Origin of the sequence: Streptomyces sp. MMG1533 (assembly GCF_001279775.1) — a bacterium.
Lineage (GTDB): Bacteria > Actinomycetota > Actinomycetes > Streptomycetales > Streptomycetaceae > Streptomyces.
Genome location: NZ_LGDG01000213.1, coordinates 146,986 through 171,740, shown reverse-complemented (window position 1 = coordinate 171,740; position 24,755 = coordinate 146,986). Strand labels below are relative to the sequence as shown.

26 protein-coding genes and 1 pseudogene are annotated in these 24,755 nt (G+C 70.5%); 3 read left to right on the top strand and 24 right to left on the bottom strand.

The genetic code is table 11. The features are described from left to right. Positions 1-38: 38 nt before the first annotated feature. From ADK57_RS21635 to ADK57_RS21590, 10 genes are all read right to left on the bottom strand, one after another. The gene (locus ADK57_RS21635) at positions 39-236 is read right to left on the bottom strand and encodes a hypothetical protein (protein WP_053751148.1); all 198 of its coding nucleotides are present in this window, start codon (positions 234-236) and stop codon (positions 39-41) included. A gap of 486 nt (positions 237-722) precedes the next feature. Next, complete coding sequence (locus tag ADK57_RS21630) at positions 723-1,340, bottom strand: DsbA family protein (protein WP_107091616.1); 618 nt, start codon at positions 1,338-1,340, stop codon at positions 723-725. A gap of 159 nt (positions 1,341-1,499) precedes the next feature. Next, on the bottom strand, positions 1,500-1,715 hold the full coding sequence (locus tag ADK57_RS21625) for an acyl-CoA carboxylase subunit epsilon (RefSeq protein WP_053751146.1): 216 nt from the start codon (positions 1,713-1,715) through the stop codon (positions 1,500-1,502). Next, complete coding sequence (locus ADK57_RS21620) at positions 1,712-3,289, bottom strand: acyl-CoA carboxylase subunit beta (protein WP_053751145.1); 1,578 nt, start codon at positions 3,287-3,289, stop codon at positions 1,712-1,714. Before ADK57_RS21620 ends, ADK57_RS21625 begins: the two co-directional genes overlap by 4 nt. An 18-nt stretch (positions 3,290-3,307) precedes the next feature. Further along, positions 3,308-3,841: a flavin reductase family protein gene (locus tag ADK57_RS21615; protein WP_053751144.1), complete on the bottom strand. Its 534-nt coding sequence runs from the start codon at positions 3,839-3,841 to the stop codon at positions 3,308-3,310. Positions 3,842-3,867: 26 nt separating this feature from the next. Further along, on the bottom strand, positions 3,868-4,761 hold the full coding sequence (locus ADK57_RS21610) for an MBL fold metallo-hydrolase (protein WP_053751143.1): 894 nt from the start codon (positions 4,759-4,761) through the stop codon (positions 3,868-3,870). Next, positions 4,758-5,696, bottom strand: a complete 939-nt coding sequence (locus ADK57_RS21605) for an aromatase/cyclase (RefSeq protein WP_053751142.1) — start codon at positions 5,694-5,696, stop codon at positions 4,758-4,760. The genes ADK57_RS21610 and ADK57_RS21605 overlap by 4 nt, the downstream gene beginning before the upstream one ends. Next, complete coding sequence (locus tag ADK57_RS21600; RefSeq protein WP_053751141.1) at positions 5,693-5,950, bottom strand: acyl carrier protein; 258 nt, start codon at positions 5,948-5,950, stop codon at positions 5,693-5,695. Before ADK57_RS21600 ends, ADK57_RS21605 begins: the two co-directional genes overlap by 4 nt. Before the next feature lie 24 nt (positions 5,951-5,974). Further along, on the bottom strand, positions 5,975-7,198 hold the full coding sequence (locus ADK57_RS21595) for a ketosynthase chain-length factor (RefSeq protein WP_053751140.1): 1,224 nt from the start codon (positions 7,196-7,198) through the stop codon (positions 5,975-5,977). Beyond that, positions 7,195-8,598 (bottom strand): beta-ketoacyl-[acyl-carrier-protein] synthase family protein, encoded by a 1,404-nt coding sequence (locus ADK57_RS21590; protein WP_053751139.1) that lies wholly within the window; start codon positions 8,596-8,598, stop codon positions 7,195-7,197. The genes ADK57_RS21595 and ADK57_RS21590 overlap by 4 nt, the downstream gene beginning before the upstream one ends. Before the next feature lie 80 nt (positions 8,599-8,678). Here ADK57_RS21590 and ADK57_RS21585 point away from each other — a divergent pair, with 80 nt between their 5' ends. Beyond that, positions 8,679-9,464 carry a 3-oxoacyl-ACP reductase gene (locus ADK57_RS21585; RefSeq protein WP_053751138.1) on the top strand — a complete coding sequence of 262 codons (786 nt, stop codon included), beginning with the start codon at positions 8,679-8,681 and terminating at the stop codon, positions 9,462-9,464. Positions 9,465-9,538: 74 nt separating this feature from the next. Here the strand turns inward: ADK57_RS21585 and ADK57_RS21580 are convergent, their stop codons facing one another. The 3 genes from ADK57_RS21580 to ADK57_RS21570 all read right to left on the bottom strand — a co-directional run bounded on the left by ADK57_RS21580 (position 9,539) and on the right by ADK57_RS21570 (position 14,333). Continuing rightward, entirely contained in the window at positions 9,539-10,306 is a 768-nt protein-coding gene (locus tag ADK57_RS21580) for an AfsR/SARP family transcriptional regulator (RefSeq protein ID WP_053751137.1), read from the bottom strand. Positions 10,307-10,461: 155 nt separating this feature from the next. Further along, the gene (locus ADK57_RS21575) at positions 10,462-12,597 is read right to left on the bottom strand and encodes an MMPL family transporter (RefSeq protein WP_053751136.1); all 2,136 of its coding nucleotides are present in this window, start codon (positions 12,595-12,597) and stop codon (positions 10,462-10,464) included. Continuing rightward, positions 12,597-14,333 carry an MFS transporter gene (locus tag ADK57_RS21570; RefSeq protein WP_078973256.1) on the bottom strand — a complete coding sequence of 579 codons (1,737 nt, stop codon included), beginning with the start codon at positions 14,331-14,333 and terminating at the stop codon, positions 12,597-12,599. The genes ADK57_RS21575 and ADK57_RS21570 overlap by 1 nt, the downstream gene beginning before the upstream one ends. A gap of 142 nt (positions 14,334-14,475) precedes the next feature. Here ADK57_RS21570 and ADK57_RS21565 point away from each other — a divergent pair, with 142 nt between their 5' ends. Beyond that, entirely contained in the window at positions 14,476-15,228 is a 753-nt protein-coding gene (locus ADK57_RS21565; protein ID WP_053751134.1) for a TetR/AcrR family transcriptional regulator, read from the top strand. On the opposite strand, the gene ADK57_RS21560 is transcribed toward ADK57_RS21565, so the two are convergent. The 10 genes from ADK57_RS21560 to ADK57_RS21515 form a co-directional block, all read right to left on the bottom strand. After that, the gene (locus ADK57_RS21560) at positions 15,194-15,535 is read right to left on the bottom strand and encodes an antibiotic biosynthesis monooxygenase (RefSeq protein WP_053751133.1); all 342 of its coding nucleotides are present in this window, start codon (positions 15,533-15,535) and stop codon (positions 15,194-15,196) included. The two genes, ADK57_RS21565 and ADK57_RS21560, sit on opposite strands and share 35 nt — an antisense overlap. Next, positions 15,528-16,673: an acyl-CoA dehydrogenase family protein gene (locus ADK57_RS21555; RefSeq protein ID WP_107091615.1), complete on the bottom strand. Its 1,146-nt coding sequence runs from the start codon at positions 16,671-16,673 to the stop codon at positions 15,528-15,530. Before ADK57_RS21555 ends, ADK57_RS21560 begins: the two co-directional genes overlap by 8 nt. Continuing rightward, entirely contained in the window at positions 16,670-17,554 is an 885-nt protein-coding gene (locus tag ADK57_RS21550) for an NmrA/HSCARG family protein (RefSeq protein WP_053751131.1), read from the bottom strand. Before ADK57_RS21550 ends, ADK57_RS21555 begins: the two co-directional genes overlap by 4 nt. 24 nt (positions 17,555-17,578) lie before the next feature. Next, a complete protein-coding gene (locus tag ADK57_RS21545) occupies positions 17,579-18,415 on the bottom strand; it encodes a DUF6081 family protein (protein WP_053751130.1) in 837 nt (278 codons plus the stop codon). A gap of 91 nt (positions 18,416-18,506) precedes the next feature. Continuing rightward, positions 18,507-18,902, bottom strand: coding sequence for a PPOX class F420-dependent oxidoreductase (locus ADK57_RS21540; RefSeq protein WP_053751129.1), 396 nt, complete (start codon positions 18,900-18,902; stop codon positions 18,507-18,509). 1 nt (position 18,903) lies between these two features. Further along, positions 18,904-20,490, bottom strand: a complete 1,587-nt coding sequence (locus ADK57_RS21535; protein ID WP_053751128.1) for an MFS transporter — start codon at positions 20,488-20,490, stop codon at positions 18,904-18,906. Continuing rightward, positions 20,487-21,407, bottom strand: coding sequence for an NADP-dependent oxidoreductase (locus ADK57_RS21530; RefSeq protein WP_053751127.1), 921 nt, complete (start codon positions 21,405-21,407; stop codon positions 20,487-20,489). Before ADK57_RS21530 ends, ADK57_RS21535 begins: the two co-directional genes overlap by 4 nt. A gap of 29 nt (positions 21,408-21,436) precedes the next feature. After that, on the bottom strand, positions 21,437-22,075 hold the full coding sequence (locus tag ADK57_RS21525) for a hypothetical protein (RefSeq protein WP_053751126.1): 639 nt from the start codon (positions 22,073-22,075) through the stop codon (positions 21,437-21,439). 87 nt (positions 22,076-22,162) lie between these two features. After that, on the bottom strand, positions 22,163-23,149 hold the full coding sequence (locus ADK57_RS21520) for a quinone oxidoreductase family protein (protein WP_053751125.1): 987 nt from the start codon (positions 23,147-23,149) through the stop codon (positions 22,163-22,165). Beyond that, positions 23,149-24,072: a 3-hydroxyacyl-CoA dehydrogenase NAD-binding domain-containing protein gene (locus ADK57_RS21515; protein WP_053751124.1), complete on the bottom strand. Its 924-nt coding sequence runs from the start codon at positions 24,070-24,072 to the stop codon at positions 23,149-23,151. The genes ADK57_RS21520 and ADK57_RS21515 overlap by 1 nt, the downstream gene beginning before the upstream one ends. Positions 24,073-24,145: 73 nt before the next feature. Here ADK57_RS21515 and ADK57_RS21510 point away from each other — a divergent pair, with 73 nt between their 5' ends. Next, positions 24,146-24,586, top strand: a complete 441-nt coding sequence (locus ADK57_RS21510) for a nuclear transport factor 2 family protein (RefSeq protein WP_053751123.1) — start codon at positions 24,146-24,148, stop codon at positions 24,584-24,586. Here the strand turns inward: ADK57_RS21510 and ADK57_RS52480 are convergent. Continuing rightward, positions 24,558-24,755, bottom strand: a pseudogene (locus tag ADK57_RS52480) (hypothetical protein); the annotation flags it as partial. The gene ADK57_RS21510 and the pseudogene ADK57_RS52480 sit on opposite strands and share 29 nt — an antisense overlap.

Sequence of the window (24,755 nt, the reverse complement as noted above, 5' to 3'; positions counted from 1 at the left end):
ATCTGATCCCGGGGGCCCATGAGCGGCACGCGTTGTGGTCACAGAGCGGTGGTGTGCACGCTCGCTCCCGACGCAAGGCCCTCGGTCGAGGCGACAGCCATGAGGTCGGCGCAGACGTCTGCGACCGGCGTCTCGAGGAAGAGACCGCCGGAGCCGCCGCCCGCGAGGCCGCCGGAGACGTTGTCCAGGTGGGCGTCGGAGATCTCGGCTGTTTCAACCCGGGGGGAAGGGTTCATTACGCGCGGTTCCTTTCGCATAGGCACTTCGGAATGGCAGAGTTCGCCCGATTCTCGAAACTGGGAGCCTTTCCCAGCGAGTTGTGCCACGCGCAGGATCAAAGCACGCCGACAAGGGGGCGGCCAGCCGCCCGAAGGCCAACCGGGACGCACCGCGAATGCCGACTTCACCGGTGTGACAGCGCGGTGACCGAGCACGGCGACTTCTTCACACGGCCTTGCGCTTCGCTGCACGCACAACGGTTGTCACCGATTCCCCAGACGGACACCCGCACCGAAGCCGCCGTGGTCCGGCGCGGTCACGACCGGTTGTTCGGGTTCCGTACGGCGTGTCGGCGAACGGTGTGCAGGTTTCTCGGATCTTCGGCACCCGGCATTCAGTTCAGCGGGGAAATGGGGCGGCGGCGGAAGTGAGAGCGTCCGGCTCGGCTGAGCCGATTCGCCTGCTTTCGCCGGAACCGATGCGCCTGCCTGTGGCAGCCGTTCTCAGACGAAGGAGAGGCCACCCGTGCGTGTGCGCTTCAGTTCGAAGAAGTCGGGGTGGGCGGCCAGGACCCTGAAGCTGTCGAAGAGTTCGGCCGCCCGCCCGCCGCGAGGAATCGCCCGGAGCACGGGCCCGAACCACACTGTTCCGTCGACATGAAGGGTGGGCGTGCCCACATAGCCGCCCGACCCGGTTTCGGCGCCGGTGTCGTGGCTGCGGCGTACGGCGTCGTCGTACGACAGGTCGTGTGCGGCGGCGGCGAGGTCGTGCGGGAGGCCGAGCTCGGCCAGGGACTCGGTGATCACCGCGTCGAAGTCGGTGGCCCGGCGCTCGTGGATGCGAGTGCCGAACGCGGTGTACAGGTCGCGCAGGACCTTCTCGCCGTGCCGTTCGGCGGCGGCCACGGCGACGCGCACCGGGCCGATCGAGCGGTCGACCAGATCCCGGTACCAGTCCGGGAGTTCGTTGCCGATGTTGTGGAGGTACAGGCTCATCACATGAAAGCGGAGGTCGAGCAGACGCTGCTGTTCGACCTCCAGCAGCCAGCGGGAGGTGATCCAGGCGAAGGGGCAGGCGGGGTCGAACCAGTAGTCGACCCGGGTGGGCGTTGCGTTCGTCATGTCGGCGACGCTAGTTGGGGAGTGGTACAGAGTCGCGGCCCAATTCGATGCATTCTTACTGTCCCAATGTCGTAGCTCGTGGTCTCCTTCCCCCTCCGGTGGACGAATTGGGTCTTGCGGCGGCCTGGAAGGCGTCGGCCCACCGCCGTCCCGCCGCGGTCAGCCGGACTCCTGCCAGCTGTGCGGCGCGCGGAACCCCGGGGTGCGTTCCAGGCGGCGCCAGCCGGCCGTGCTGCAGCGGTGCGCCGCGGCGGACTCGGGCAGGGCGGCGGTCCGGGCCAGAAGGACCGCGGTGATCGCCGCGATCTCCTCGGGGCTCGCGTGCCCCCTCTCGACCCGGAGGGCGCCGGCAACCGCGCCGGCCGTCGCCGTCACTGCGGCGGATTGCCGTGCTTGCGCGACGGCAGGTCGGCGTGCTTCGTACGCAGCATCGCAAGCGAGCGGATCAGGACCTCACGGGTTTCCGCCGGGTCGATGACGTCGTCGACCAGACCCCGCTCGGCCGCGTAGTACGGGTCCATCAGCTCGGACTTGTACTGCTTGACCATCTCGGCGCGCTTGGCCTCGGGGTCCTCGGCCGCGGCGATCTCGCGCCGGAAGATGACGTTGGCCGCACCTTCCGCACCCATCACCGCGATCTCGTTGGTCGGCCAGGCGTAGGTCAGATCGGCGCCGATGGACTGGGAGTCCAGCACGATGTACGCGCCGCCGTAGGCCTTGCGCAGGACGATCGAGACCCGTGGGACGGTGGCGTTGCAGTACGCGTAGAGCAACTTCGCACCGTGGCGGATGATGCCGCCGTGCTCCTGGTCCGCCCCGGGCAGGAAGCCCGGCACGTCGAGCAGGGTCACGATCGGGATGTTGAAGGCGTCGCACATCGTCACGAAGCGACCGGCCTTCTCCGAGGCGGAGATGTCCAGTACCCCGGCCAGCGTCTGTGGCTGGTTGGCGACGATGCCCACCACCTGGCCGTCCAGCCGGGCGAGGCCGCAGACGATGTTCCGCGCCCAGCGCTCGTGGACCTCCAGCCAGTCGCCGTCGTCGACGAGTTCCTCGATCACCTTGTGCATGTCGTACGGCTGGTTGCCGTCCTCCGGCACCAGGTCGTACAGCACGGGTGTGCGCCGGTCCACCGGGTCGTCCGGAGGGTGGACGGGCGGGTTCTGCCGATTGTTGGAGGGCAGCAGGGAGAGCAGATAGCGCACCTCTGCCAGGCAGCTCTCCTCGTCCTCGTACACGAAGTGCGCCACCCCGGACGTCGTGGCGTGCACATCCGCGCCGCCCAGGGCGTTCTGGGTGAGCTGCGCGCCGGTGACGGCGCTGACCACGTCGGGACCGGTGATGAACATCTGCGCGGTCTCCCGCACCATGAACACGAAGTCCGTCAGCGCCGGCGAGTACGCCGCACCGCCCGCACACGGGCCGAGCATCACCGAGATCTGCGGGATCACTCCCGAGGCGCGGGTGTTGCGCCGGAAGATCCCGCCGTAGCCGGCCAGAGCGGAGACGCCCTCCTGGATCCGTGCCCCGGCCCCGTCGTTGAGGCTCACCAGCGGAGCGCCTGCGGAGAGCGCCATGTCCATGATCTTGTGGATCTTCGCGGCATGCGCCTCGCCGAGCGAGCCGCCGAAGATCCTGAAGTCGTGTGCGTAGACGAAGACCGTGCGGCCGTCGACCGTGCCCCAGCCGGTGATCACACCGTCCGTGTACGGCCTCTTCTGCTCCAGCCCGAAGCCCTGGGCCCGATGCCGGCGCAGCTGCTCCACCTCCTGGAAGGAGCCGGGGTCCAGCAGGAGCCCGATGCGCTCCCGGGCCGTCAGCTTGCCCTTGGCATGCTGCGACGCGGTGGCCCGCTCACCGGGGCCGGCCGCGGCCGCCGCCCGGATCTCGGCGAGTTCCGCCGTGCGCCCGCCGGTCAGCTCGTGGGTGACCTCGTAGGTCACAGACATGGTCCCTCCTCGGGTTCCTCAGGCGGTGTGGACGTGCGGGCTCCGCTCGGCGGCGAACGGGCACGTGCCCGCCCCCGAGCACAGGGCGGCGAATCCGCGGTCCACGTAGACCGCCGGCACCCCCTTCTCCTCGGCGTGCACGGACTGCACCTCGCCGAGCAGGATGATGTGGTCGCCCGCGGGGTAGCGGTCGCGGACCGTGCACTCGACGACCGCGAGCGCTCCGTCGAGCACGGTCGATCCCCGGGCGGTGCGGATGAACTCTCCGCCCGCGAACTTGTCCGCGGACTTGCGCGCGAAGCGCATGGCCAGCTCGGTGTGGTCGTCGCGCAGCACGCTCACCGCGAACTCGCTGCAACTGTCGAACACCGGGAAGGAGTTGGCCGTACGGGCGAGGCAGACCAGCGCGAGCGGCGGCTCCATCGAGACGGACACGAACGAGCTGGCGGTGAAACCGTGCGGAACTCCCCTCCGGTCATGGGCGGTGACGAGCGCCACCCCGGCCGGCACCCGCGCCATGGCGTCACGGAGCATTCCCTGGTCGATGGCCATCCTTGACTCCTTGACTCCTTGACTCCTCAGGCGAGGCACGTGGGCAGCCGCCCGCCGTTGTAGACGACCAGCTCCGCGAAGATCTCCATGGCGTCGCGTCCGGGTCCGCCCAGCAGCTCCTCGTGAGCCCGGTGCAGGTTCGCCACGAGGCGCTCCGCGTCCAGCAGGTCGGCGAAGGCTCCGAGGTCCGCCTCGCGCGCGGCCTGCAGTGGCGTCAGCCCACTGTCGGCCGCCTCGGCGGCGAGGTGCTGGACCCACTGCAGGTAGGCCCGGTTGGCGTCGAGCACCTCGGGTCCCGCCACCGGGCCGTGCCCGCCGACGACCACCTCGGGCTCCAGCTCCGCCAGCCGGTCGAGCGCGGCCAGCGTGCCGGCCACCGAACCGAACAGCACGAACGGGGTGACGCCCGACATGACGATGTCCCCCGCGAACAGCACCCGCTCCTCGGGCAGCCAGACCACCACGTCGTGTCCGGTGTGCGCGGGGCCGACGCAGAGCAGTTCGGCCCGTCGTTCACCGACGTGCACGGTGAGGCGGTCGCGGAAGGTCACGTTCGGCGGCGTCACCTCGATCTCGCCCCAGTCGGTCCGTGGCCAGAGCCCGGTGAGGGCCAGGCCCGTCGACACCATGGCGGTCCGCATGTCCTCGTGCGCGATGATCGGCGTCCCCGGCGGGAAGACCTGGTTGCCGAACGCGTGGTCGCCGTGGAAGTGGGTGTTGACCAGGGTGCGGCCCGGTCCCGCGGCGAGCTTGTCCACCGTCTCGGCCAGCTGCCGGGCCCTCGGGATCGTCGACAGCGTGTCGACCACGAGCGCGCCGTCGCCGCCCACGACGATGCCCGCGTTGCTGACACACCAGCCGCCGGGGGGCTGTTCGTAGGCGTAGACCCCCTCGGCGACCTCGTGGACGGCGGCCGTCACGGCGCCGGCCTGGCGGCAGCGGCCGCAGCGTGGCTGAGCGTGGCCCGGCTGTTGGCGCCGAGCGCCTCGCGCAGGTAGACGCGGGCGTCGGCGACGGTCTTGCCCTTGCCCAGGACCTCCTCGATCCGGGTCGGGTCGATCACCACGGTGTGCCGGGCGGTGACCGTGGCCCTGTCGAAGAGCCAGGCACCGCTGTGGCCGATGAGCAGGGCGGGCGGAACGAGCTGCTTGTACACGATGCTCTCGCCGGGGAAGCAGAGCCGGATCGAACGGGTCGTGTGCGTACTTCCGTCGGCGGTCACGGTCTCCATCGTCATGTCCTGAACGCCGGGGGAACCGGCGCCCGCCGCCTCCTCGGTCAGGGTCACCTTCCCCACGTGCGGCAGCCGGTCCGGCCACAGGTCGCTGCGGTCGATGAAGGCGTAGGCGTCGTCCCCCGACGGCACCTCCAGGGTGTCCTCGAACGTGAACAGGAGCTCCTCGACCGGGTACGGCTGCTCCGCGAGCCGGGCCAGCGCGGCCAGCTCCCGCTCGCTGTTCGCGTCCAGCGCCTCGCGCAGTCCCGGCAGGGCCGCCTCGTCGACCGCGGCGAAGTCGTGGGTGAGCACCACCTCGGTGATCTGGCCGTCGCCCCGGAACTCCCAGCTCCCGCCCATCGAGGCGATGGGCGGCTGGGTGCGCTCCTGCCGGAACGTGACCCGCAGGGCGTCGGGGTCCAGTGTCCGCCGCGACGTCCAGGCCTTCACCTGGCCGGCCACGCGCGCCCAGATCTGGAAGCGTTCGGTGCCCGGGCCGCGCTCCAGCATCCGCACATGCACGGTGGGCTCGAAGACGGCCGGCCAGTGCTCGGCCCGCGCGACCAGCTCGTAGAGCCGCCGCGCCGGGGCCGAGACCTTCAAGGTGTGCACCACCCGGTGCTCTTCCGGCCCGCTCATGCCTCGGCCAGCGCGCCGTTGACCAGGTCGAGCAGCTCTCGCGGCGTGGCGACGCGGACCGCGATGTCGTCGGGGACGGACACCTGGTAGCGGTTCTCCAGCCGTGCCGCGGTCTCCATGAGCGCGAGCGAGTCGTAACCGATGGTCTCGAAGCGGGTGTCGAGTATGTCGCCGGACAGGTCCGTCGCGTCCGACTCACCGGCGCATTCGATGAGGATGCGGCGCAGGTCGTCGATGGTCAGCAGTGTTGCCATGTCGGTCTCCAGTTCTCTGTTTCTCTACGGGGTCGGTTCGGGACGGCGCAGGACGACCGCCGAGTTGAACCCCCAGCGGCCTCGGGCCAGGACCAGGGCGGTCCGCAGGGGCGCGGTGCGCGGCTCGCCGAGCACCAGGTCGATGCCGTACTCCTGCGGTACGGACCGGACGCCCGCGGTCGGCGGGATCACGCCTTCGCGGAAGGACATCAGGGCGGTGACCGCGTCGAGCGGGCCGCCGCCGGAGTAGAGCCGGCCGGTCGTCGTCTTCGGCGCGGTGACAGGTACGCCGTGGCTGCCGAACACCTGCCGGAGGGCAAGGGCCTCCGCGGCGTCCAGCTCGGGTACGCCCGCGGCGTCGGCGAACACCACGTCGACGTCCTCGGGGCCGATCCCGGCGTCGGTCAGCGCGAGCCGGATCGCGCGCTCCAGGCCCGGGGGACGTCCGGAGCCGGGGGCGGGGTCGAAGGTCGAGGCGTAGCCCGCGAGTTCGCCGTACGCGTCGTGCCGGCCCCGGGCCTCGGCCGCGGCGCTGTCCTCCAGGACGAGGATGGCGCCGCCCTCGCCGGGAACATAACCGGCCGCCTGCTCGTCGAAGGGCAGATAGGCCCGCTCCGGGTCGGTGGCGGTGCTGATCCGCCCGCTCGCGATCTGCGAGACCCAGCCCCACGGGTCGAGCGCCGAGTCGACGCCGCCGGAGACCACCAGCGGGGTGCCCCGCCGGATCGTCCGGCGGGCGTGGCCGAGGGCGTCCAGGCCTCCGGCCTGCTCGGCGACCAGGGCGCTGCTCGGGCCGCGCATGCCGTGCCTGATGGAGATCTGGCCGGTGTTCACCGCGTAGAACCAGGCGAAGGACTCGTACACGCTGACCGACTTGGGACCCTCGGTCCACAGCTTGCGGAACTCCCGGTGCGTGAAGGCGAAACCGCCGCACGCGTTGGCCGTCACCACACCCATGTCGTAGTCGGTCAGCGACTCCGGATCGGCCTTCGCGTCCTCGAGCGCCCAGGCCGCGGCGGTCAGCGCGAGCCGGGTGGACGGGTCCGTCTGCGGCAGCAGCCGGCTGGGGACGTGGTCGGGGGCGTGGAAGTCGTCGATCTGGCCGGCGAGCGTCGCCGCGTACCGGCTCACGTCGAAGCCGGTGACCGGGCCGAGGCCGGAGCGGCCGGTCAGCACGGCCGCCCAGTAAGGCTCCAGGCCAAGGCCGTTGGGGGCCACGACACCGACACCTGTGATCAGCACGCTCATGCGACGGCCCCCGCCGCCTCGGCGCCGCGCAGGACCATCGCGCTCTGGAAGCCGCCGAAGCCGCTGCCCACCGTGAGCACGGTCCCCAGTTTCCGTTCCCGCGCCTCGAGCGGGACATAGTCGAGATCGCATTCGGGGTCGTTGGTATGCAGGTTCGCGGTCGGGGGCACCACGCCGTGTTCGAGCGCGAGCACGCTGGCCGCGATCTCCAGCGAGCCGATCGCGCCGAGCGAGTGGCCGACCATCGACTTGATCGAGCTGACCGGGGTGCGGCGGGCGTGATCGCCGAGCGCGCGCTTGTACGCCGCGGTCTCGTGGCGGTCGTTCTGCCGGGTGCCGGAGCCGTGGGCGTTGATGTAGTCGATGTCCGTCGCGTCCGTGCGGGACTCGCCGAGGGCGACCTGGATGGCCTCCGCCATCTCCCGGCCGTCGGTCTTCAGCCCCGTCATGTGGTACGCGTTGCAGCGCGTCGCGTACCCCGAGATCTCGGCGTGGATGCGGGCGCCTCGGGCCAGCGCACTGTCGTACTCCTCCAGGACGAACATCGCGGCTCCCTCGGCCAGGACGAAGCCGTCACGCGTACCGTCGAACGGACGCGAGGCGTGCTCCGGGTCGTCGTTGCGCGCCGTCGTGGCGCGGATCGCGTCGAAGCAGGCGACGACGATCGGGGTGATCGGGGTGTCGGCGGCCCCCGCGAGCATCACGTCGGCGCTGCCCTCCTCGATCAGCCGCACCGCGTGGCCCACGGAGTCGAGGCCCGAGGTGCAGCCGTTGGAGACCATCGCGACCGGGCCCTCGGCACCGACCGCCCAGGCCACTTCGGCTGGCATGACGCTGGGCACCAGGTAGTCGAACATGTGCCGGGACAGCCAGGCGGCGTCGACCTCCCACTCGCGGCCGGAGTCCGACAGCAGCAGATACTCACGTTCCAGGCTGGTCGCGGCGGCCACCGCACTGCCGAGGCTGACCCCGACACGGGCGGGGTCCAGGGTGTCGAACTCGAGCCCGCTCGCCGTGACGGCTTCCCGGGCGCAGGCCACGGCGAACTGCGAGGCCCGGTCCATCCGGTCGAGCTCCCGTGGGCCGAAGCCCTCGGCGACCGGGTCGAAGTCGGCCTCCGCGGCAACCTGTGAACGGTAGGGCGACGGGTCGAAGAGCGAGATCCGGCGCGTCGCCGTCCGCCCGGAGGTGAGCAGCTCCCAGAACTGGCGCGTGCCGTTCCCGCCCGGGGCGCGAACGCCGACGCCGGTGATGACGACTCTGCGTTTCAATCGGAACAGCTCCTTCGATGAGTTCGCCCGGTGGTCGTCGTCATCGTCGGCTCGTTGGCTCGAAAGCGGCTCGAAGGCCGATATGGAGCCCCTCGACAGCGGATCCACCGTCGCGGCGTCCAGTTGCACCCCAACCCCTTTCGACCGCCGTTCGAGGCCGGGGCCAAAGGATGGGCAGGTCCGGGACCGCGAAGCAGGGAGAGGGACACATGGCCACGCAGGCCTCGAAGGTCGCACTGTTGACGGGCGCAACCAGCGGTATCGGGCTGGAAATCGCCCGAAGGCTCGGTAAGGAGGGGCTGCATGTCTTCATCTGCGCGCGCGGCGAGGAGGCGCTGCGCTCGACACTGAAGGAGTTGCAGGAAGCGGGGGTGGAGGCGGACGGCCGGACTTGCGACGTCCGGTCGCTCCCCGACATCGAGGCGCTCGTGGCGGCGGTGGTCGAGCGCTACGGTCCGGTCGACGTCCTGGTGAACAACGCGGGCCGGCCCGGCGGCGGCGCCACGGCCGAGCTCGCCGACGAGCTCTGGCTCGACGTGATCGACACCAATCTCACCAGTGTGTTCCGGGTGACCAAGCAGGTCCTGACGGCCGGCGGCATGCTCGAACGGGGAGCCGGCCGGATCATCAACATCGCCTCGACGGGTGGGAAGCAGGGCGTCGTGCACGCCGCCCCGTACTCGGCGTCGAAGCACGGCGTGGTCGGTTTCACCAAGGCGCTGGGCCTCGAACTGGCCCGGACGGGCATCACGGTGAACGCCGTCTGCCCCGGCTTCGTCGAGACGCCGATGGCGGCGTCCGTGCGCGAGCACTACTCGGAGATCTGGCAGGTGTCGACCGACGAGGCCTTCGACCGGATCACGGCGCGAGTGCCGATCGGCCGGTACGTACAGCCGTCCGAGGTGGCGGAGATGGTGGCCTATCTGATCGGGGACGGGGCGGCCGCGGTCACCGCGCAGGCGCTGAATGTCTGTGGTGGCCTGGGGAACTACTGACGCCCGGCCGCCCGTGAATGCAGTGAAGCCCCTTGCGGTCCGCAAGGGGCTTCACTGCATTCACGGGCCGGTGCCTACGCGAGCACGGGATCACCGTTGAGAATCTCCATGTGCATGCGCTGGATTTCCGGCGTCGGGTCCACCCCGAGTTCGTCGGACAGAATCTTCCGGAGATTTCGGTACGACTCCAGTGCCTCCGCCCGCCGGCCCACCCGATAGAGCGCGCCCATCAACTTGGCGTGCAGGGTCTCGTTCAGCGGATGTGAAACCACCAGGGATCGAAGTTCCGGAATCAGCGGGCCTATTCTGCCGAGCCGCCAATTCGCTTCTATACGGAGCTGCAGTCCGAAGATCCGGAGCTCTTCCAGATGAGCGATATGGCTTTCGAGCACCCGGCCGCACGGCACCGTGGACAGCGCCGGGCCGTGCCAGAGATCCAGGCCCGCGTTCAGCGCGGCGAGCGCCTCCCTGGGCCGGTTGTCCTCGAGCAGCCGGCTGCCCGTGCGGATCAGCCGCTCGAAGACCGTGACATCGAGCTCTTCGTCGTCGATCAGGGCGAAGTAGCCGGGCGGCCGGGTCAGCAGCAACTCCCGCTGCTTGCCGGTCACCTGCTGCTGCGCCAGCAGCCGGCGGGTGTGGTAGACGTACGTCTGCAGCGTGGTCATGGCACTGCGCGGCGGATCGTCCGCCCACAGCTCCTCGATGAGCACCCCGGCCCCCACCACCTGATGCCGCCTGAGCAGCAGCAGTGCCAGGAGCTGGGTCGCCTTCGACGATTTAAGCGGAATCAGTCTCCCCGTATCAGTGACTACGTGCATCTGGCCTAACAGATTGAATCTCACTTTGCCGCCCCCGTCGAGATTCTCCGTTTTCTTTCCTGAGGGCGAGGATAACAGGCAGGCTTGACATACTCAACGTGGTCAGGGTCACAGGAAGATCGTACGTTTCTCAAATATAAATCAGCACGGCAAGCCGTGCTGATTCATATTCCCGCTTTTTACGTGGAAAGGGGAGCCGGTACCTCCGAATCCGCTGAATCGGAGGAACTCGCTCCGGCCATTTCCTCGGGTGAGTCATCCCGCCGGGAGAGCGGGTGCGGCCACCACATCCACCGGCCGACGTCGAGCGTGAGCGCGGTGACCAGCACCGAGCGCACGATCATGGTGTCGAGCAGGATGCCCACCGCCACCGCGAAGCCCAGTTCGGCGATGAAGACCAGCGGCAGCGTGGCCAGTGCGGCGAAGGTCCCGGCCAGCACCAGGCCGGCCGCGGTGATCACACCGCCGGTCGAGGTGAGACCCTTGATCGCACCCTGCCGGGTGCCGAGTCGGCCGCTTTCCTCCCTGATCCGGGTGACGAGAAAGATGTTGTAGTCGACGCCCAGGGCAACCAGGAACACGAACACCCAGAGCGGGAAGGCGGAGTCGGCCCCCGCGAAGTCGAACACGTGGTTGAAGAAGAAGGCGGCGAGACCGAGCGCCGTGAAGAAGGACAGCACCACGCTGGCGATCAGCAGCAGCGGGGCCACCAGCGCCCGCAGCAGCAGAGCCAGGATGCAGAACACCACGAACAGGATCACCGGGATGATGAGCCCGCGGTCACGGCTGGACGCCTCGCGCATGTCGTGCACGACGGCACTGCTGCCGCCCACCCTCGCCTGTGCGCCGTCCAGCCGGCCGAGGGTCTCGCGGGCCGCCGTGACCGCCGCCATCGCCTCCGGGCTGTCGGCTCCGGGGCCGAGAGTCGCCTCGATGTAGGCCAGGCCGTCCTTGACTTCGGGATCCGCGACCTCGGTGACGCCGGGCACCTTCTCCAGTGCGCCGCGCACCTCGGACGCCGAGGAGTCCTTGGCGATGACGACCATCGGCTCGCCGGAACCGGCCGGGAAGTGCCGGGCGAGGATCTCCTCGCCGACCACCGACTCCGGCCTGCTCTTGAAGCCGTCCTTCTGCTGCAGTCCGTCGGCGTTCAGGGTGAAGGCCAGCGTGGCCACCGCCCCCAGCACCAGGCTGGTGGCGATCCAGACCGTACGCGGGCGACCGGAGACCAGCCGGGCGACCCGCGTCCACACGCCCCGGGTGACGTCGGGCTCCGTACCGTGCTTCGGCCGGGCCGGCCAGAAGATCCAGCGTCCGAAGATCACCAGCAGGGCGGGCAGCAGCGTCATCATCGCCAGCAGGCCGACCAGCACGCCGACGGCGCAGACCGGTCCGAGGCCCTTGGTGGAGTTCAGGCCGGCCAGCAGCAGGAGGAGCATGCTGATGGCGACGGTGGCGGCGCTGGCCACGATGGCGGGGCCCGCACGGTGCAGCGCCTCGGCCATGGCCTCGTGCCGGTCCTCGTGCCGCCGCAGTTCCTCCCGGTAGCGGGCGACGAGCAGCAGCGCGTAGTCGGTGGCCGCGCCGAGCACCAGCACCGTGAGGATCATCGCGGTCTGGGCGTTGACCGTGAGTCCCGCGTTCTTGGCCAGCAGGTAGATGATGGCCTGCGAGATGACCAGGGACATGCCCGCGGAGATCATCGGCAGCAGCCAGAGCAACGGGCTGCGGTAGGTGATGACGAGGATCGTCACGACGATGAGCAGGGTGACCAGGGTGAGCTTGAAGTCGGCGCTGCTGAAGGACTCCGCGGAGTCGGCGGCATAGCCGGTCGGGCCCGTCACATGGATGCCGAGTCCGTCGGGCGCGTTCGGCTGCGCGGTCTCCCGCAGATCCTTGGTGGCCTCGTTGAGCCCCTCCCAGCCCTCCTTGCCGAGATGGACGTTGACCACGGTGCGCAGGGCCTTGCCGTCGTCCGAGCGCACCGGGCCGTACGGCTCGCCCACCACGCCGGCGCCGTCCGCGAACTCCGCGGCGTCCGCCCGGGCCTTCTTCTCGTCGGCGGCCGTGATCCCGGACGGGCGGTCGTAGACGACGATGGCCGGGCTGGTGTCGGCAGGCTGGAACTTCTCGGAGAGCTCGAGCACTTCGGTCGATTCCGCGTTGCCGGGAAGCCAGGCCGCGGCGTCGTTGGACTCGACGTCGCCGAGCTTTCCGGCAAGTGGCTGGAGCACGATCAGCAGACCGATCCAGCCCACCAGCACCAGCCACTTGGCCCGGCGTCCGCCCGGCCAGGACAGCAGTTTGCGTGTCATCAGAAACCCTCTTCCTCACGGGGCTTGGGCGGCAGCCGGAATGCCAGCAGGAAGGACACCGCCAGCAGCCCGATCACCACCCAGAGCATGCGGACCATCGCGCTGCTGAAGTTCTCGGTGTGGGCCGTCCGCCAGGCCCGTGCCGCAGCCTCGGCCGCCTTGGGCTCGACCTGCTGGACACTGCGGCAGCTGTCGGGCGCCTGGTCGGAGTCCTGCTGGCTCGCTGATTCCTTCAGGCACAGGCGCAGGTCGGCGAGCAGCCGGTCCTGCTCGGCCGGGGCCACCCCGGCCGCGGTGAGTTCGGCCCGGGTCCGCCTCTCGCCGTCGGCGACGCTCGCCGATGCGTGGGAGCCGAGCAGCCCGAAGAAGAGCGTCGCGAGCACCGCGACACCGACCGCGAAGCCGAGCTGCTGGACCGCGGTGAGGATCCCGGAGGCGGTGCCGGCCTCCTGCTTGTCGACATCGGCCAGGGCGATGTCGAAGAGCAGACCGATCATGATGCCCATGCCGAGCCCGGCCACGGCGATGCCGGGGACGAGCTCCCAGCTGGTCAGCCCGCCGGCCTGGTCGCCGATCGTCAGCAGCATGATCAGTACGCCCAGTGCCAGCACCGCGAGCCCGCCGTGCAGGGCCTTGCGGCCGAACTTCGCACCCAGCACCGCCCCGGTCAGGATGGCGCCGACGACCAGGAACACCGACCAGGGCGTCATCGTCAGCGCCGCCCGGGTCGGGCTGAAGCCCAGGCCCATCTGCAGATGCAGGCCGAGCAGCAGCGACATGCCGGAGATCCCGGTGAAGAACACCAGCGCCACGGCCAGCCCCGCGGCATAGCGGGACCTGCGCAGCAGGCTGAGCTCGATGAGCGTGGCACCGCCGCGCTTCTCCTGCCGCAGCTCGTAGGCCACGAAGGCGGCGAGCACGGCCACTGCGACCACCATCAGCGCGAACGTCCAGGCAGGCCAGCCGCGTTCGCGCCCCTGGACCAGCGGGAAGATCAGCAGGGTCAGCCCGAGCGTCACGAGCAGCGTGCCCCCGACATCGAACCTCGGCCGCACGGGCGCCCTGCCCTCGGGCAGCAGCACCACCGCACCGATGATCACGGCTGCCCCGATCGGCAGGTTGATCAGGAATACGGACCGCCAGCCCGACCCGAACAGGTCGGCGTCGATGAGAAAGCCGGCGACGATCGGGCCGAGCACGGCGCCCAGCCCGATGGCGGGCCCGAACGCGCCGAACGCCGCCGCGGTCTCCTTGGGCGGGAACATCTGCTTGATGAGGCCGAGCCCCTGCGGAATCATCAGCGCGCCCAGCCCGCCCTGCAGGAAACGCGCGGCGATGAGCATCTCGGAACTGCCCGCCACCGCGCACAGCACGGAGGCCAGGGTGAATCCGACGGCGCCGAAGACGAACATGCGCTTGCGGCCGTAGATGTCGCCCAGCCGGCCGCCGACCACGAGCAGGACGGCGAAGGCGAGCGTGTACCCGACAGTGATCCACTGGATGACGCTGAGGCTGCCGCCCAGATCGTCGCGGACCGACGGCGCGGCCACGTTCATGATCGTGCCGTCGAGCAGGTCCATGATCTCGGCGCCGAGGATGACACCCAGTGCCGCCCAGCGGCGCGCGTAGGGCGGGGTCTCGGTCGCGGTCCGGTCCGACCCAGGACCCTGTTCCGGCATCGGCGCCGCCTGGGGCGCCGCTGCCTGCTCCGGTTCGTCTGCTTCAACGGAAGTCATGGCATCCCATGCAGTGCATCGACAGTAGGTCTTTGAGCGACCACCGTTCTATAGTGGAACGGTGGTCGTGTCAAGGAACAGTGGCCCGACGATGCCATACGATGAGGTCCACCAACTGCGAAGGAAAAAGGGAAGGAGGCCCATGCCCGAGGAGATCCCCGTACCTCCGTGGCGCCGGCCGAAGAAGGCCCCGCCGCGCATGCCCCTGAGCCAGGATCTGATCGTCCACACGGCGCTCGGCATCCTGGACGCCGAGGGGCTCGAGGCCCTGAGCATGCGGCGGCTCGCGCAGGAGCTGAAGACCGGACACGCTTCGCTGTACGCGCACGTGGAGAACCGGGACGAGGTGCTCGACCTCGTCTTCGACCTCGTGCTGACCGAGGTGGAGATCCCGGAACCGGAGCCGGGCCGCTGGGTGGAGCAGGTCAAGGAGATGCTCCGGTCACTGCGACGCGTATTCCTGGCGCACCGGGACCTGGCGCGTATCGCGATCGACCGGGTGCCGCTGGGCCCCAACGGGATCATGGGCATGGAACGCACCCTGAATCTGCTGCGCGCGGGGGGCCTGCAGGACGAACTCGCCGCCTACGCGGGCGACCTGCTGTCGACCTTTGTCACGGCGGAGACCATGGAGGAGTCGTCCCGGCAGCCCGCCACGGAGCAGAGCCGGGAGCAGGCCGGCATGTTCGCCGACCAGCTCCACGGCTATCTGAAGTCGCTGCCGGCCGCCCAGTTCCCGAACCTGGTCCACCTGGCCGGCCCGATCACCTCGCTCGACTCCGACCGCCGGTTCGAGCTCGGCCTCGAGATCATGATCGCCGGCCTGGTGGCCTGTGCCGGCGACGGTGCGGGCGATGACGTCAAGCCGGCAGGACAGACCCCTCCGGCGTCATGAAGACGGCCTTCGGCGGTCCGGTCAGCCCGGGCAGAGCGCTCAGCGCCTCCCGCAGCTTCGCCGAGCGCGGATCGGCGGCGAAGTTCTCCCGGTAGGCCTGTTCGCTCTCCCACTGGGCGTAGTTGACGACCGCCGAGCCGTCCGTGCTCGCGTGATACGTGGCCGACAGAAAGCCGGGCACCTCACGGATCCACTCCTGCACCCCGCCCGTGGCCAGCTCCACCAGCTTGCGCTGGGTGGCGGGGCCGTCCACCGGGAAGGTGACGAGGGCGACAAAACCCACCTGCGGATCGTTCACTTCAGTCATCGTTGCTCCTCCTCAGCAGCTCTCCGGCATACAGCGCCGCTCCCGGACCGAACTGCAGCCCGATATGGCTCGCAGCCGCGTGCACATCGCGCCAGAAGCGCTGCATCGGGCTGTCCTCCGCCTGCGCCCTGGTGCCCGCGCAGGCGAACAGCCGGTCGGTCGCGGCGGTCAGCAGCTCGGCCGCCAGGGCGCAGTCCCGTGCCCCCCGGCCGACGAGTTCGTCGGTCACCCCGCCGGCATCGGCGACCGCGGCGACACGCTCCAGCAGCAGCTGGGCCGCGTCGATCTCGCCGGTGGCCCGGGCCAGGGTGTGCTCGTACAGCACGCGGTCGTGGGACGAGATGGCGTTCTGCCCGGTCGGCCCGGCCAGCTTCGCGGCGATCCACGAGGTCCAGACGGCAGCGGCACCGCGGGCCGCGCCGAGCAGCGGCAGTGCGAAGGCCAGCCCGTTGACCGCCCGCATGGGCACGGTGTGACAGATAGCCTCGGCGCCCGGCCCGAGGCCGGTCGCGATGGCCGCACGGGTGCAGGCCCGGGAGTCCGGCACGAACACCCCGTCGATGACAAGGGTGTTGCTGCCCGTCCCGCGCATACCCATCGGGTACCAGCTGTCGACGATCCCGTACGCCTGTCGCGGCACCGCGAAGAACCACGGCTCGTCCCCCGCCTTGGCGCACACCAGCGCCCAGTCGGAGTGGTCGACGGCGCTGACGAACGGCCAGGTGCCCGAGACATGCCAGCCGCCCGCCGTCCTCTCGGCGCGGCCGAGCGGCATCAGGGCGCCGACGATCAGGGCGTCGGGGCCGTCGGACCACAGCTCGGACCGGCCCTCTTCCGGCAGGTAGGCGGCCATCCGGCCGAGACTCGCGGTGAGCGACGCGTACCAGGCGGTCGAGGCGCAGGCCTCGCCCAGCACCGCGACCGGCTCCACGAGCTCGGCGAAGGTCGCCGCCCTGCCGCCCTGCGCCGCCGGAACGAAGTGCGCGGCGAAACCGGCCTCCAGGACGGCACGGACGACCTCGGGGCTCAGCCGGCGCTGCTGCTCTGCCTCGGCTGCCCGCTTCCCGGCGAGCTCGGCGATCCGGCGGGCCTCGGCCGCCAGGGGTGACTGCTCCTGGGCCATCGCGTCCTCACTCATGCCGGATCCATCGGGGCCCAGCCGGTCTTGGCCAGCCACTGGTCGAGGGTGAGCAGCTGCGGGAAACGGGCGCGCAGCGTGGGAATGTCGGCGTGATAGCCGATCCCGTTCAGCCAGGTGTACGAGATCGCCTGCCATTCGAAGCCCGTGCGGTGCAGCTCCGGTATCGGCACCGAGACGAAACGGGCGGGCAGTCCGGTGTGGCGGCCGAACGCGTCCGCGATCTGCTCGCCGGTCAGCTCGTCCCCGGCCAGCTCGATCTTGGCGCCGCTGAAGGTCCCGGGGTCGTCGAAGGCGTCGGCCGCGAAGTACCCGATGTCGGGGCCGCTGATCATCTGCAGGGTGTTGGTGGGCCCGAGCCCCCGCCGGAAGGTCAGCACGCCGTCCTCCATGACGAGGGGCGACATGTCGTGGTTGAGGTTCTCCATGAAGTACGACGGCCGCAGGAACGTGAAGTTGAGCTCGTTCTCCTGGATCCGCTGCTCGATCGCGAGCTTGGACAGCCGCCAGTTCACGCCCTCCGGCTGCTCCGCCCCGCCGACCGAGCTGTGTACGTAGTGCTGGATGCCGAGGTCGCGAGCGGCATCGGCGCAGATCTTGCCCTGCCGCTCCTCGCCCTCCACGCCCGCCGGTGTCATCGGCGTCTGGATGCTGAACACGCCGTACGCGCCCTTCATCGCGGCGCGCACCGACTCGGCGTCCTCCAGGTCGCCGGTGTGCAGGCTCGCGCCCAGCTCCCGCAGCTCCTTGGCCTTGGGCGCGTCCGGGTCGCGGACGAAGGCCCGGACGGTCCAGCCGCGTTCAATCAGGTACCGGGCCGCGGAGCCGCCTTGTTTGCCGGTGGCGCCGAGGACCAGTACGGGCTTGTTCTCATCGGGCATGGCTCTGCCTTTCGTTGGTGGTCGTCACGAGTCGCGGGAACCGGCGGGGGAGGTGGACACCCGCAGTCGGCTGACGGACAGCCGCACCCCTTGGCCGAAATAGCGCTCCAGGAAAAGCCCCAGGCCGAAGCTGAGTCCGCGCGGCTGTACGGGCTCCTCCCGGCCGCCGTTGTCCCGCCGGAGCCAGCGCGCGTCCAGCGCGCGGAAGCCGATCCGGTCCACGGACAGCACGGTCTCCCCGTCCGCCTTCCAATGGGCGGTGGCGGCCGCGGCGTCGTAGCAGACCTCGAGCCGGTGGAGCTGGTCCGGGGTGCGGTCCGCGACCGGGACGACGTAGGTGAAGGACGCGAACGCGGCGTCCGGCTGCAACGCGAGCCGCTCGTAGACCGCGTAGAGCCGGCTGTGCGTGAGGAAGAAGTCGAAGATGATCCCGGTCTCGAGGTCGACCGAGATCAGGCCGCCCGTGCCGAGGCCGGTGTCCGCGGTCGGCTCGGCCACGTCGTCGTACGGATGGGAGCCCAGGCCGAAGCCGCGCAGTCCCATCTCCGCTGTGACCGAGAGCAGTTCGCCGGGCACCGCGGCGAACCCGCCGCGCGCACCGGCGGTGCCGCCGGTGGTGAAGGCCCCCCACCGCAGATGGTGCGGGGCCCCGCCGTTCGGTCCCGGCTTGGGCTCGGTGAACGCGGGCCTGCCCGTCCGGGGATGGGTGGCGCTCGGCACGACCACCAGGCCGTCGGGCCCGCCGCGGACCACCCCGTCGCCTTCGGCGAGACCGTCGACCGGGCGCAACCTCCACGGTGCGCCCGGTCCTTCGGTCACCAGTCCCCCGGTGAAATCCTCACGGAAGAGTTCTGAGCCCATCCGGCCCTCCCCATTGTGTGCCCGTCCAACGGGCTCCACCCTGGCAAGGGCTCGTCGAGGTCCGCTCGAAGCGGAGTCGAAGGCGTCTCAGTCAGACATTCCGGCCGCTCTGTGCGGCGTCGCCGCCGAGACCCCAGGTGATGATGCGCTTGGGGTGGATGCGGATCATCGCGGTGCCGAAGTACGGGTGCGGCGGCTGCGCGTCGGTCAGCGCCTCGGCCCGGCCGCGCACTTCGATACCGCGTACTTCCCAGGGCTGCATGGAGATCAGATCGTCGACGACGAAAGCGACCTGATCGTGCTTGACGACGTTCCGGAACTTCTTGCTGGCCGTCAGATTGTGTCCGCCGATGTCGATCGTGCCGGTCTCGGTGTTGATCCGGAACGAGACGGGATTGACCTGGGGCTGCCCGTCGGGCGCCACGGTGGCCAGTCGGCCGAGGTTCTGGGAGGCGTAGTAGTCGAGCTCGTCAGGAGTGAAAGGCATGTCAGTTTCCTTGGGCCTTGGTGTAGTTGGGGTGCTCCCGGCCGGGCGTGGGGCCCGCCGGGGGCTTCGGAGTCGTAACGGTCGAGGGCAGCCAGCGGAGCACGGCGAGGGCACCCGCGAAGGCCGCCACGGCGGCTGCCCCGGCGGCCAGGTGCATGGCGTCAAGGAACGCCTGCCGTGCGGGCCCGGCCAGTCCGCTCTCCCCCAGCCGGCTTGCGGCCAGGAGCGTGGCGTCCAGGGACTCACCGGCCTCGTGCCGCATGGAGGGCGGCAGTACGGCGAGTTCGCCCTCGATGCCGCTGCGGTAGGCGGCGCCCATGACCGAGCCGAGCACCGCGACGCCCAGAGCACCGCCGAGCTGGCGCATGGTGTTGTTCATCGCGGAGGCCACGCCCGCCTTCTCGCGAGGGATCGCGTTCATGATGGACACGGCTGCGGTCGGCATGACGCAGGCTACGCCTGCTCCCAGCGCGGCGAACAGGGCGAGGATCAGCCACACGGGAGCGTGCTGGGTGACGAAGGAGACCCCGGTCAGGGACGCTGTCACGGCCAGCATGCCCGCCGCGCACACGTACCGGGGGCCGATGGAGCGGACAAGGACCGTGCTGAGCGGTCCGAAGATCACGTTCGCGACGGCCAGCGCCACGGTACACGTCCCGGCCTGCAGCGGGGTGTAGCCACGCACGCTCTGCAGGTAGAAGGCGCTGAAGAAGAGGAAGCCCATCATCGCGAAGCTGACCAGGCCGACCGCCACGACGGCGGTGGAGAAGGCCTTCAACCGGAAGAACCCGAGTTCGAGCGAGGGTTCCGCGGTACGCCGCTCATGCCACAGGAACACGCCGAGCAGGCCGAGGCCGCCCAGGCCGGGTCCCCAGACCGTGGGCTCGGCGACCCCGCCGGTCCGGCCGGCCTCGATGATCCCGTAGACGAGGAGCACGAGACCGGCGATCGAGAGCAGCAGCCCGCCCGCGTCGACGCGCTTGCCCACGGCGCCCCGGGTCTCTGGCACCACCAGCACCGCCGCGATCAGGCTGACCGCCACGATCGGCACGTTGACCAGAAAGACCGAGCCCCACCAGAAGTGCGCGAGCAGCAGCCCGCCGGTGACGGGTCCGATGCCGAGGGCGAAGCCGACCGAAGCCGCCCAGATCCCGAGGGCCTTGGGGCGCTCCCGTGTCGGGAAGACGGCGGCGATGGTGGCGAGGGTGCTCGGCAGGACCGCCGCACCGCTCAGCCCCATGCAGGCGCGGGCGGCGATGAGCTGCTCCGGCGACCCGGCGTAGGCCCCGGCCAGGGACGAGAGCCCGAACAGGGCGAGTCCCAGGAGGAGTACACGCCTGCGGCCCAGCCGGTCGCCGAGCACACCCCAGGTGAACAGCGTCGCGGCGAAGGTCAGGGTGTAGGCGCTGAGCACCCATTCGACCTGGCTGTGCGAGGCACCGAGGCCCTGCTCCGGGTCGGTCAGGGTGCGCAGCGTCACGTTGAGCACGGTGTTGTCGAGGATGATGCTCACGAGGCTGAGGACCAGCACCGCGAGAATCGCCCAGCGCCGCGGATGCCCCTCGTCGGCCGGGCCGCCCGGCGTCACAGGGCCGGCACCAGGACTAGCTTCCCCCGCACGTGGCCCTGCTCCAGTGTGCGGTGGGCTGCCGCCGCCTCGGCGAAGGGGAAGACGGCATCGATGTGCGGCTGCAGGCTGCCGTCGGCGCAGAGCGCGGCCAGGGCGGCAAGCCGGGAGGCGGACCGCACCACCTGCGGCATGACGATGCCCTCCTGGGCCGCGGCACGGAAGTTGGCGATGGTGCCGATCCGGGCCCGGTCCGCGACGAGTTCGAGCGAGACGGCCAGCGCCTCCGGGCCGCCGTGGCAGTCCAGGGCCGCATCGATGCCGTCCGGGGCCAGGGCGCGCACCCGGTCGGCGAAGCCCGGGCCGTACGCGACGGGGAGCACGCCCAGCGAGCGCAGATAGTCGTGATTGCGCTCACTGGCGCTGCCGATCGCCGTGCCGCCCCGCTCCCGGACGAGCTGGACGGCGAGGCTGCCGACCCCGCCGGCCGCGGCGTGCACCAGCACGGTGTCGCCCTTGCCGACCCGCAGTTCGGTCAGGGCGATGTCCGCGGTCTGCCCCACGGCCGAGAGGGACCCCGCGACCTCCCACGACAGCCCCGGGGGCTTGGCGGTGATCTGGTCCGCGCCGACGGCGAGCACCTCGGCGCCGGACTGCAGCACGGCGAACCCCAGCACCTCGTCGCCGGGCGCGAACCCGGTCACCTCCGGGCCGGTCCGCTCGACGACCCCGGCGAACTCGTTGCCGAGGATCTGCGGGAACTCGACCGGATACCGGCCCCGCATGCCGCCGGAGCGCACCCGGCAGTCGAACCCGTTGACCCCGGCGGCCCGCACCCGGACCGTCACCTGGCCCGGTCCTGGCACCGGATCGGGAATATCGATGAGGCCCAGTACGTCCGGCCCGCCGAAGTCATGGATGGCTACGGCCTTAGGCATGCGTTCTCCACGTTGGTTGACGGTTGCTGCTACTTCTTGACCTGGGTGCTGGCCAGGACGGTCTGGGGCTTCGCCGGGTCGGGGAAGCACTCGAACGGGCCCCACTCGTCCAGGATCGGCTGGTAGCGGTACCAGTAGAAGCCGGGCTGCTCATAACTCGAGCCGCCAGGAACGAAGTTGAGCGTACCGGTGTCCTTCGGTGCCTTGTAGGTGACCTTCAGTGTCGGCAGGTCGAACTCGACGCCGCCCTCGAGAGGGCCGGACGCGCTGACGGTGATGTCCTCGCCCTCGACCTTGACCGAGAGAGTGGAGTCGCCGAGGCCGCTGCCGCCGGTGAGCTTGACGTGCTTGACCTTCGCGCCCGCCGGGATCCGGTAGGCGACCCGCACATCGGTGACGGTCTTGTTGTACTCGGCGAATGCGGTGATCGGGGCCGGGTCGTACGTGGCCTGGAAGCGTTCGCCCGGGCGGACCGAGGCGGGCACGGCGACATCGAATCCGCGCTGGTAGTCGTAGACCGGGTGCGTGTTGCCCTGCACCCAGGTGCGGCACTCGTACGGCACGGCGACGGTCGCGGCGTGCGCGCTGCCGCTCAGGCTCACGATTCCCGCCAGTGCGAGCCCGGCCGCGGTGGTCAGACGTATTCCCTGCTGGCCCAACGACGTCATGGAACGTTCTCCTTCGAACTCCGGAATGCGAAACGGATACGGCTCGGGATGAAAGGTCAGGAAATTCAGGGGACGTCACAAGGGACGTCAGGGGATGAGCACGACCCGGCCCAGCTGGGCCCTGGCCTCGACGATGGCGTGCGCCTCGGCGGCCTGCTCCAGGGGGAGCCGGGCATGTACGGCGGACTTCACCTGTCCGTCGGCCAGGAGGCGGGTGAGCTCGGCGACGCCCGCCTCGTACTCGTCCGGGCGGCCGCCCCGCCAGGCCGACAGCGCGAAGCCGGTGACGTACTTGATGCCGATGAGGTCCATCACCGACACCTGCGGGATCTCCAGCTCGCCGCCGGAGGAGCCGTAGAACACCAGCCGGCCGCCCGGGGCGAGCAGGCCGATGCCCTGTTGCAGGACCTCGGCGCCGACGCCGTCCAGGATCAGGTCGGGTCCGCGTCCGCCGGTGAGTTCCCGGACCTCCTCGGCCCAGTCCGGGGAGCGGTGGTCGACGACGGCGTCGGCGCCGGTCGCGCGGGCGAACTCGCGCTTGGCGACCGCGCCCGCGGTGCCGATGATCTGGCCGGCCCCGGCCGCCCGGGCGAGCTGGACCGCGATGTGGCCCACACCGCCGGCCGCCGCATGCACGAGCACGGTCTCGCCCTTGCGGAGTTGCCCGGTCCTGAGAATGCCGAGGGCGATCAGTCCGGTGCCCGGGAGGACCGCGGCCTCGGCTGCGTCCAGCTCCTCGGGTACGGGTACGACGGTGGCGGCGTCGACGACGACCTGCTCGGCGTAGGCGCCGTAGAGGGTGAAGGCCCCGGCCCGGTCCCCCGGGCGCAGGCCCTCGACGCCCGGTCCCACCTCGGTGATCCTGCCGACCACGTCGCCGCCGAGGACGACGGGGAAGACGGGCCGCCACATGGGCGCGGGGAAGACCTCGCGCCGCATCTGGGTCTGTGCATGGCCCACGCTGACCGCCTCGACGGCGATCCGCACCTGGCCGGGGCCGGGCTCGGGGACCGGGCGCTCGGCGACGTACAGGACGTCGGGGGCGCCGTACCGGTCGAACTGCACGGCACGCATCACTTCTTCTCCTCCTGCGACTGGTCGGCCCGCCCGAGGGCGGCCAGTACGGCGTGGTGGCGGTCGTCACGGTCCCGGACGAGTTCGGCATAGGTCCGGTGCCCATAGGCGGCTTCGGTCTGTTCGACCACGGTCTCGACGGCCTGCGGGGTGAGGGCGGGCTGTCCGAGCCCGCGCCAGCCCTGTTCGAGGCCGCTGCCGAGATGCTCGAGCCACTTGCGCAGCCCGCCCGGGCCGCCGCCCAGGTGGAAGGCGTGGAACGGTCCGATGGTGGACCAGCGCAGCCCGATCGACTCGGTGACGATCCGGTCGAGCTCCTCGACGGTCACCACGCCTTCGAGGACGAGGTGGATGCTCTCGCGCAGCAGCGCGGACTGCAGCCGGTTGGCGGCGAAGCCGGGCAGCGCCCTGCGCAGCACGACCGGGGTCCGCCCGACCGACTCCAGGAAGGCCACCGCCCTTTCGACGGCCTCCGGGTCGGTGCGTTCCCCGCCGATCACCTCCACCAGGGGGACGATGTGCGGCGGGTTGAACGGATGGGCGACGACCAGCCGGCCGGGCCCGGCCATGTCACGGCTCAGATCGTCGGGGAGCAGTTTCGATGTCGAGGACAGTACGAGTGCGCGGGCCGGGGCTGCCTCGCCGATCTCGGCGAACAGCCGCTGCTTGAGGGGCAGGTCGTCGGGGGCGTTCTCGGAGACGAGGTCCGCTCCGGCCACCGCCCGTGCGATGTCCGGCTCGTACTCGATCCGCTCGGCCAGCTCGTCCGCCCGGCCCGGGGAGAACAGCTCCAGCCCCTCTCGCACGATGCGCCGAACGTCAGGCCTGCGGCTGTTGACCCGTACGGTCAGCCCGCTGGCGCTGAACAGATTGATCCATCCCAGGCCGATCGTGCCCGCCCCGATCACTGTCACGGTGCTCATGGCGATGAGGCTGACAGTGCCCGCTCGAACCCGGCTCGAGCGGCCTTCGAGGCCTCGGGACGACCGTGGCCGTATGACCATCACAGCGCTTCCCACCGGCCTGTATGCCGAAGTCCTGTCGTTCTACGGCCACCAGATGCAGAAGCTGGACGGCCGCGACTTCGCCGGCTACGCCGCGACCTTCACCGAGGACGGCGAGTTCAAGCACTCCCCCTCGCTGCCTGCCGCCCACACCCGTGCCGGGATCATGGACGTCCTGGAGGACTTCCACCGGAAGTTCGACGCCCAAAGGATCCAGCGCCGGCACTGGTTCAACCACGTGGCGTTGGACGAGGCGGCCGACGGCTCGATCACGGCGACGAGCTACTGCCTGGTGCTCACCGTCCACGCGGACGTCAAGGAGCCGGAGTTCGGCCCGAGTTGTGTCGTCAACGATGTCCTGGTCCGGGGCGAGGACGGCGGGCTGCTGCTGCGGTCCCGCCGGGTCAGCCACGACCACGTCTTCCCCGCCTGACCCGCGTCTTCGCCATGACCGGCGCCGCCAGACGGTAGTGGCCAGCGGCGTCACCCCGGACCCGGATGTGCATCGGCGTCGGTCCGGCCACCGACACCATGTCCAACAGCCGTGAGGGCTCGTGCTCGGCGACACGGAGCACTTGGTCGATGCGTCTGCCCAGGAAGTA